Below are 8,273 nucleotides of genomic sequence, written 5' to 3'. Positions count from 1 at the left end.
TGCGCCCCGGCGAAGTTGCTGCGACGAACCGGGTAGGCGGGTTAGCCGGCAGGGATGGGAGGGCTGGGAGGGCAGACGCCAGCGGCCCGGGCTCAGCGGCATACGGGCTCGTCGGGCGGCCCGAGGCCGCGTCAGGCGTCGAGGATGATGACGTCGACGAGCTCGCCGGCCACGAGGTCGACGACGTCCTCGGGCACGACGAAGAGCGCGTTGGCGCGGGACAGGTCGGCGACGAAGTGAGAGCCCTGTCCGGCGACAGGCGTGCAGAGCAGGGCGCCCTCCGAGTTGCGCGAGACGACGGCTCGGCCGTACTGCCGCCGCCCCTCGAACGAATGCAGCCCTGACGTCAGCGTGGCGGTGCGGACCCGCCGTCTCTCGGGGGTGAGGCGCATGAGGCGGCGCAGAGCCGGCCGGACGAAGACCTCGAAGGAGACGAACGACGAGACCGGGTTGCCCGGCAGGGCGAAGAGCGGCACCCGACGACCGTCCGGCCCGGACAGGTGGCCGAAGCCCTGCGGTTTGCCCGGCTGCATGGCGACCTTGACGAACTCGACGCCCTTGCCCGCGAGGGCGCTCTTGACGACGTCGTAGGCCCCCATCGAGACGCCACCGCTGGTGATGACGACGTCGGCGCCGGCGACGACCTCGTCGAGGACTGCGAGCAGCTCCGCATCGGTGTCACCGACCGCGGCGCGGATCTCGGCCGACGCCCCGGCAGCCGTCGCGGCCGCCCACAGCATCGACGAGTTGGAGTCGTGAATCTGCCCGGGGCCCAACGGCTCTCCTGGCGGGACGAGCTCGGCTCCCGTCGACAGCACGACGACGTGGGGACGGCGGTGCACCTCGACGGTCGCGTGCCCGCAGGCGGCGAGCAGGGCGATCGTCCGCGGTCCGACGACGTCGCCGGCCGCCACGATGACCGCGCCCTCCGACACGTCCTCGCCCTGGGGGCGGACGTAGCGGCCCCGCGTCACCGAGGCGCGGCACTCGACCGACCCGGTGGCGGCCCCGTCCGTGTCCTCCACGGCGATGACGGCGTCGGCACCCGGCGGGACCGGCGCCCCGGTCATGATCCGTGCGGCCTCGCCCGGTCCGACAGAAAAGGAGGGGCTCGCACCCGCCGCGACCTCCCCGACGATCCGCAGGCGCACCGGCACGTCCTCCGCCCCTTCGAGGGACGCGGCCTGCACGGCGTAGCCGTCCATCGACGAGTTGTCGAAGGCGGGCAGGTTGACCCGGGACCGGATGTCGCGCGCGACGACAAGGCCGAGCGCCTCGGTCAGCGGCACGCTCTCCGTCGCGCCCGGCTCCATCGAGGACAGGATGGTGCGCAGGTGCTGGTCGACGGTGCGGATGTCGGCCCGCTCCCGCCTCGGCTCCGTCGCGCCCGAACGGCCCGTCACGGCCGCCCCGAGGACGGACCCGTCGAGCACCGCGTTGTCGTGCACGCGGCGCAGGCCGTCGACGAGCACGTCGCCGATGCAGCGCACGTTGCGCCCGAAGACCGGGTCGCCGATGACCCGCAGGCTCGTGCACTCCACCATCGACGGCACGCCGTGCGGGAACCGCTTCTCGAAGCCGTCCACGAGCCGGTAGGCGGAGTCGAGGTCGACGAACGGCTCCGGCCCCTCCCCCACGGCGACGAGGCGGTGGCCCTCGTCGAGGACGAAGTAGTCGGACCGGACGACGAGCAGGTCGTTGGTCGTCTTCACCGGGCGGAAGCGGGTGCGAGGCACGAGAAGCGCCTCGGATCCCTCGAAGACCTCGATAGCCGCGCCCATCGCCGACTCGAGCTGGACGACCTCCGGTGACGTGTGGTCCGCCGGGTCGACCGTCTTGCGGTTGACGATGATCGGCAGGCCCAGCACTCCCTCGTGGGCCGCCATGCGCTCGCGCAGGACGGTGAGGTCGATCCAGATGTTGTTGGCGTGGAAGGTGTGGTGCCGGTTGATGTCGGCGAAGAACCGCTCCTCACCCTCCGCAACCATCGCGGTGTCGCGCAGGATGAGCCGCCCGTCGGACTTGCGGACCGCGAGGTGACCGCCCTTGCGGTCGCTCTTCGTGCGCGTGCACACCTCGGCGACGTAGGGCAGCTCGTGCTCGACCATCCAGGCCGCCACGTCGGGGTCGCAGGTCGCGCCGAGGTTGTCGGAGTTGGAGATGAAGGCGTAGCGGATGCCCCGCTCCAGTAGTGCCTCCAGGACCCCCGAGGTGACGAGGGAGACGTAGATGTCGCCGTGTCCGGGCGGGCACCACTCGAGCTCGGGGTCCCGGGGCCAGTCGACCGGGCTCAGGTCGTCGGCGCGCAGCTTGGGCTCGGCGCTCTGGAGGAAGTCGAGCGGGAGGCCGTCGACCGGCAGGGAGGGGTACTTCGCGAGGATCTCGAGGGACTGCGCCGAGGTGCGGAAGGAGTTCATCAGGATGAGCGGGAGCTCGACGTCCCACTGCTCCCGGAGCGCGAGCACCTGCTGGGCGATGATGTCCAGGAAGGTCAGCCCGTCCTTGACCTCGAGCGCGGACTTCGCGCCGCTCATGCCCATGCTCGTGCCGAGGCCGCCGTTGAGCTTGATGACGGCCGTCTGGCCCAGCGCCCGCCTCGCATCGTCGTCGGAGACCTCGACCTCGCCGAGCGCCTGGATGTCGCGCAGCGGCTCGATGCTGTCCTCCGGGATCGTGCCCTGCGCACCGTCCTCGAGCTGCGTGTAGTAGTGCTCGAAGACCGTGATGGCCTCGGGCCCCATGCCTCTGTCGCGCATCCGCTCGACGGCGTGCGCCAACCCCTCCCGACTCATGCGTTCACCTTACGATGGACGGCATGTGCCACCCGGACGACCACGAGACGAGCCGGCCGTGACCCGGGGACAACCGGTCAGGCCGAAGCGTGAGATCCGTCACGCGGCCCGCCGCCGCCGGACCGAGCTGGCCCGGTCGACCGACCTCGCCGCGGCAGGGGCGGCGATCGCCGACGCGGTCCTCCGTTTCGTCCCCGAGTCCGACGATGAGCGTCTGCGCATCGCCGTCTACGAGTCGCTCCCAGAGGAGCCGCCGACGGGACCGCTCATCGCGGCCCTGCTGTCGGCGGGCCACGAGGTCATCGTGCCCATCGTGCTCGACGACTTCTCGCTCGAGTGGACGTATGCCGCTGAGGGCACCACCGGCGACGAGGCGACGGTCACGCGCCTCCCGAAGGACGCGGCCCCCTCAGGGGACGGCCGCCCGTGGCTGGGCGTGGATGCCTTGGCGGGTTGCGACCTCATCGTGACTCCGGGCCTCTCCGTGGACCGGCACGGCACCCGGCTCGGCCAGGGAGCCGGCTGCTACGACCGGGCCCTGCGACACCGCGACGCCGGCACCCCTGTCATCACGCTCCTCCACGAGGGCGAGCCGAGCGACACGGACCTGCCTCGAGAACCGCACGACGCACTCGTGGACGGCTACGTGACGACGAGCGGACAGGTGGTGCGGACCGCGCCCCCTCAGTCGGTCGGCAGCTGACCGGGGGGCGCCAGGGTCAGCTCGGTCTCGGCGGCCTCCGCCACCGCCTCGGTGCCGAACGGCCACGGGAACTGCTCGCCCGCCGCCCACGCGTCGAGCTGGTCGGCGTAGTGCTCGTTGTAGGCGTGGCCGGACTGCCCCGTCACGTTGACCCAGCTGGACCGGTCGAGGTCGGCGAGGTCGATGACCATCCGCATCGACGGGCCCGCCGTGACCTCGTATCCCGAGCTCGAGGCGTCCCACGAGGTGGCATTGACGATGGCACTGCCGCCACCGACCTCGACGCCGCCCCGGTTGAAGATGTCCTGGATGAACTCCGGCACGGAGTCCTGGCCCAGCACCGGGTGCTCGAGGTTGAGCTGGTGCAACCGTCCCCATCGCCAGGTCGCGGGAACCTTGCCGAGCTGACGGGCCAGGTCGAGACGGGCCTCGACGAGCGCCTGCTTGAGGATCTCCCCCGAGCCCTCGGTCAGGCCGGGCGTCGTCTTGTCGTCCCACCAGGCATTCTTCGGGTCCTTGAGCAGCTGCTCCATGACGATCATCCAGCGGCTGCCGCCGCTCGGGGAGATGTCCGGGGGGATCTCGTCGAAGGTGAACTCGAGCAGGTGCTTCCACACCGCGTTGTAGTACGCAGCCGACGCCGAGTCGCGAGTCTTGTCCGCGGGCTGGCTGCCGTCCCAGTCCCGCAGGAGCAGCTGGGCCTGGGCCGTGAAGTCGTCGACCTCGACACCGAGCAGGTGCTCGACGAGGACCGGGGCGAAGGTGTTGCGTGTGTCGCCCTGGATCTCGACCATGCGCTCCGGCGACACCTTCGCGGCGCCGGCCAGGAGGGTGCGGATCCGCTCGGCACGGAAGCCGTAGTCCCACTCCGACGTGAGGAAGGGCCGCTGGCTGGCAGTCACTGCCTGGTTGGCCGTGACGATGAAGCCCTCCTCCGGGTCGAGCGTGTACGGCAGGTCGTCGAAGTCGACGAAGCCGCGCCAGTCCCACTGGCTGTCCCACCCCGGAGCCGGCCAGAAGCCCGGGACGGCGCCGGGCGTCGCCGACCGACGGATCGGGATGAGCCCCGGTGTCTGGTAGCCGATGTGGCCCTCGGTGTCGGCATACACGAGGTTCTGGGCCGGCACCGCGAAGACGGAAGCCGCCTCCCGGAACTCGCTCCAGTTGCCTGCGGCGTTCATCCGGAAGATCGCGTCCGCAGTCTTGGTGGGCTGCAAGGCCGTCCAGGCGAGGGCCACCGCGTAGCGGTTCGACTGCGCGACACCACGCACCGCTGACTGGTCCCCGCCCTCTGACACCTCCGGGATGGCGTCGGACAGGAGCGGACCGTGGACCGTGCTGCGCACCTTGAGCTCGACGTCGTCGCCGCCCGCGACCTTGATCGTCTCCGTGCGGGTCTCGAGCTCCTCCGGCAGCCCGTCGCGTAGGTAGGTGTCGCCCGTCACCTGCTCGAGGTAGAGGTCCGCGACGTCCGCGCCGAGGTTGGTGAACCCCCACGCGATCTTCGCGTTGTGGCCGATGACGACTCCGGGAAGGCCCGAGAAGGAGAACCCCGACACCTGGAACGGGCACTGCGGAGTCACCGTGCGGCACTGGAGGTTGACCTGGGTCCAGACGCTGGGGATCCCGAGAGTCAGGTGGGGGTCGTTGGCGAGCAGCGGCTTGCCCGTCGTCGTGCGCTCACCGGAGACGACCCAGGAGTTGGACCCGACCCCGTCCCCCTCGCCGATGAGGGTCGGAATGGCGTCGATCGCGGCAGCGGTGGCCTCGAAGGCGACCTGCCCCTTCGCCAGCAGCGCCGTCGGCGTTGCCGAGGCCGCCTGCTCCTCCGACGCAGCCGGGTCCCACGCCTGGTCGGACAGGATCGGCCGGTGCCGGTCGAACGGATAGGGCGGATAGAGCAGGTTGATCTGCTTCTCCGACGTGCGGCCCCCACGGGAGAGCCGAGCCCGGGCCAGCTCGTCGTCGTAGTCGGCGCGCAGGTCCCAGGCCATCGCCTTGAGCCACGCGAGGGAGTCGACCGGACTCCACGGCTCGACCCGGTAGCCGGAGACGCTCCAGTCGAGCACCTGGTACTCGAGCGAGAGGTCGGCGGGCGAGTCGGCCTGCTTGATGTAGGCGTTGACCCCGTCGGCGTAGGCCTGGAGGTACTGCCGGGTCTCGGGGGCGAGCTGGGGCAGCTCCTCCTCGGCGACCCGTCGCCAGCCCATCGTCCGGATGACCCGGTCCGTCTCGAGGCCCCCCTCGCCGACGAGCTCGGACAACCGCCCAGCCGTGATGTGGCGGCGCAGGTCCATCTCGAAGAAGCGGTCCTGGGCACTGACGTAGCCCTGGGCCCGGAAGAGGTCGTTGGCCGTGTCGGCGTAGATCGTCGGCACGCCGCGGGCGTCTCGGGACACCGTGACGCGGCCAGTGAACCCTTCGACCTCGACCTCGCCGGACAGCTCCGGGAAGGGCCGTCGCACGGTCGAGACCGCGAGAATCGCCACCGCAACGAGGGCGACGACGAGCAGGACGACGACCGACAGGCCAATTCGACGGGCGAGGTGAGCGCGGGGCACGCCAAGAGCCTAGGCCACCCGTCGCTGAGGTGCGGGAGGAGCAGGTGGGGTCGTTCGGACCGGAGCGAGCCCAGCGGCATACGAGTGGTTTGATGGGGCCCACCGACCTGCGACAGGAGCCGCCCGTGACCGCGCTCGCGTCCGCCACGTCCTCGGGGATGACCCTTGACGACCTCACGCGAGTACTGCTCATCGGCTCGATCGTCCTGCTCGTCGCAGTCGCTGCGGTGCGCCTCTCCACGGCGTCGGGGATGCCCTCACTGCTCATCTACCTCGGCATCGGCGTCGCGCTCGGCAACGCGGGCGTCGGCATCCAGTTCTCCGACGCGTCGACGACCAGGGTGCTCGGCTATGCGGCGCTCGTGCTCATCCTCGCCGAGGGCGGTCTGTCGACGAAGTGGAGCAACATCCGGCACTCCGTCACACCCGCAGCCCTCTTGTCGACGGTGGGTGTCGTCGTGTCCGTCCTCGTCGTCGCGGTCGCCGCACACACCATCCTCGACCTCTCCTGGACGATCTCGCTGCTCCTCGGCGCGATCCTCGCCTCGACCGACGCCGCCGCAGTCTTCGCCGTGCTGCGCAACGTCCCGATCCCGCGGCGGCTCAGCGGCATGCTCGAGGCGGAGGCCGGCTTCAACGACGCGCCGGTCGTCCTCCTCGTCGTCGCACTGTCCGCCCAGGGCCTGCCCGGAGGCGAGCCCGAGCCCTGGTGGCAGCTGCTCGCCATCGTCCTGCTCGAGCTCGCAGGAGGCGCCGTCGTGGGCATCGCCGTGGGCTACCTCGGCGGCCAGGTGCTCCGGCGCGTGGCCGGCAGCTCGTCAGCCCTCTTCTCCATCGGCGTCGTCTCCCTCACCGTCCTCGCGTACGCGGTCGGGTCGGCCCTGCACGTCTCCGGGTTCCTCGCGACGTACCTGTCCGCCCTCGTCCTCGGCAACCTCAACCTGCCCAACCGCAGCGCCGTCCAGAGCTTCGCGACGGCCATGGGATGGATCGCCCAGATCGGGCTCTTCGTCCTCCTCGGCCTGCTCGCCGACCCCTTCCGGCTCGACGAGCAGCTGGCCAACGCGGTCGTCATCGGCCTGGTCCTGCTCCTGCTCGCACGACCGCTGTCGGTCGTGGCGTCGACGGTGTGGTTCCGGTTGCCGTGGCGCGACATGGCCTTCCTCTCGTGGGCCGGGCTGCGCGGGGCCGTGCCCGTCGTGCTGGCGACCGTGCCCCTCGTGGCCGGGACACCCAACACGGGGTGGATCTTCGACCTCGTCTTCGTCCTTGTCGTCGTCTTCACCGTCATCCAGGCGCCGCCCCTGCCCTGGGTAGCCCGACGCCTTGGCCTCACCGAGCAGGTCCACTCCGTCGACGTCGCCCTCGAGAGCACACCCCTCGTCGAGATGGGAGCCGACGTCCTCACCATCAACGTCGGCCCCGAGTCACGGCTCCACGGTGTCGCCATCTTCGAGCTCCGGCTGCCCAAGCGGGCCCTGATCACCCTCATCGTGCGCGACGGCGAGACCTTCGTCCCCGACCAGCACACGACGATCCGGCACGGCGACCAGCTGCTCGTCGTCACGACCTCGACGGCCCGGAAGGCGACCGAGGACCGCATCCGGGCCTTGAGCCAGCACGGCCGCCTCGCGGGCTGGCCGACGGCAGCAGTCGCGCGCGCCCGTAGACTTGGTGGGCACACCCCCCGCCAGACCTGAGGTAGACCCGTGCCCACGTACACCTATGCCTGCACCGAGTGCGGCCACGCCTTCGACATCCGCCAGTCCTTCACCGACGAGCCCCTCACGGACTGCCCGGTGTGCGCCGACGGCGCGGGACGGTTGCGGAAGGTGATCCACCCCGTCGGTATCGCCTTCAAGGGCTCGGGCTTCTACAAGACCGACTCCCGCTCGAGCGGCGGGTCGAAGGGGGCGACCGCGAAGGGCGAGGGGGCGGCGTCGGGGAGCTCGTCCGAGTCGGGTTCGTCATCCAAAGGGTCTGGGTCGGGCTCTGACTCGGGCTCGGGGTCGGGCTCAGGGTCGGGGACGTCGGGCTCGGGCTCGGGGTCGGGCGCGGGGACATCGGGGTCGGGTTCGTCCTCGTCCGGCTCGGGCGGCGGGCAGTCATCGGCCGCCGGGTCGGCTGCTGCGTCCTGAGTCGGTCTGTTCGCGACTGCGGCCCTCGTCCGCAGCCCTGCTCGTCCACAGCCCCGCTCGTCCACAGCCCTGCTCGTCC

5 protein-coding genes and 1 pseudogene are annotated in these 8,273 nt (G+C 71.1%); 3 read left to right on the top strand and 3 right to left on the bottom strand.

Annotated features, from left to right (window positions below):
* Positions 1 to 131 precede the first annotated feature (131 nt).
* Positions 132 to 2,792 carry a gephyrin-like molybdotransferase Glp gene (gene glp, locus LOY02_RS10670; RefSeq protein WP_317182336.1) on the bottom strand — a complete coding sequence of 887 codons (2,661 nt, stop codon included), beginning with the start codon at positions 2,790 to 2,792 and terminating at the stop codon, positions 132 to 134.
* Positions 2,793 to 2,850: 58 nt separating this feature from the next.
* Here glp and LOY02_RS10665 point away from each other — a divergent pair, with 58 nt between their 5' ends.
* A complete protein-coding gene (locus tag LOY02_RS10665) occupies positions 2,851 to 3,495 on the top strand; it encodes a 5-formyltetrahydrofolate cyclo-ligase (RefSeq protein WP_317182335.1) in 645 nt (214 codons plus the stop codon).
* On the opposite strand, the gene LOY02_RS10660 is transcribed toward LOY02_RS10665, so the two are convergent.
* Positions 3,477 to 6,056, bottom strand: coding sequence for a penicillin acylase family protein (locus LOY02_RS10660; protein WP_317182334.1), 2,580 nt, complete (start codon positions 6,054 to 6,056; stop codon positions 3,477 to 3,479). The two genes, LOY02_RS10665 and LOY02_RS10660, sit on opposite strands and share 19 nt — an antisense overlap.
* 92 nt (positions 6,057 to 6,148) lie before the next feature.
* Between LOY02_RS10660 and LOY02_RS10655 the strand changes: the two genes are divergently transcribed.
* Together LOY02_RS10655 and LOY02_RS10650 are read left to right on the top strand one after the other, a co-directional pair.
* Positions 6,149 to 7,756: a potassium/proton antiporter gene (locus LOY02_RS10655; protein WP_317182333.1), complete on the top strand. Its 1,608-nt coding sequence runs from the start codon at positions 6,149 to 6,151 to the stop codon at positions 7,754 to 7,756.
* A 9-nt stretch (positions 7,757 to 7,765) separates the two neighbouring features.
* A pseudogene (locus LOY02_RS10650) lies at positions 7,766 to 7,915 on the top strand (FmdB family zinc ribbon protein); the annotation flags it as partial.
* A gap of 14 nt (positions 7,916 to 7,929) precedes the next feature.
* On the opposite strand, the gene LOY02_RS10645 reads toward LOY02_RS10650, so the two are convergent.
* Positions 7,930 to 8,273 (bottom strand): hypothetical protein (locus LOY02_RS10645; RefSeq protein WP_317182340.1); only part of this gene is annotated, 344 nt, incomplete at its 5' end.

The organism is Intrasporangium sp., from assembly GCF_032907665.1.
Classification (GTDB): domain Bacteria; phylum Actinomycetota; class Actinomycetes; order Actinomycetales; family Dermatophilaceae; genus Intrasporangium.
The sequence above is the reverse complement of the archived record's forward strand: the minus strand, read 5'-3'. Positions and strand labels throughout refer to the sequence as shown.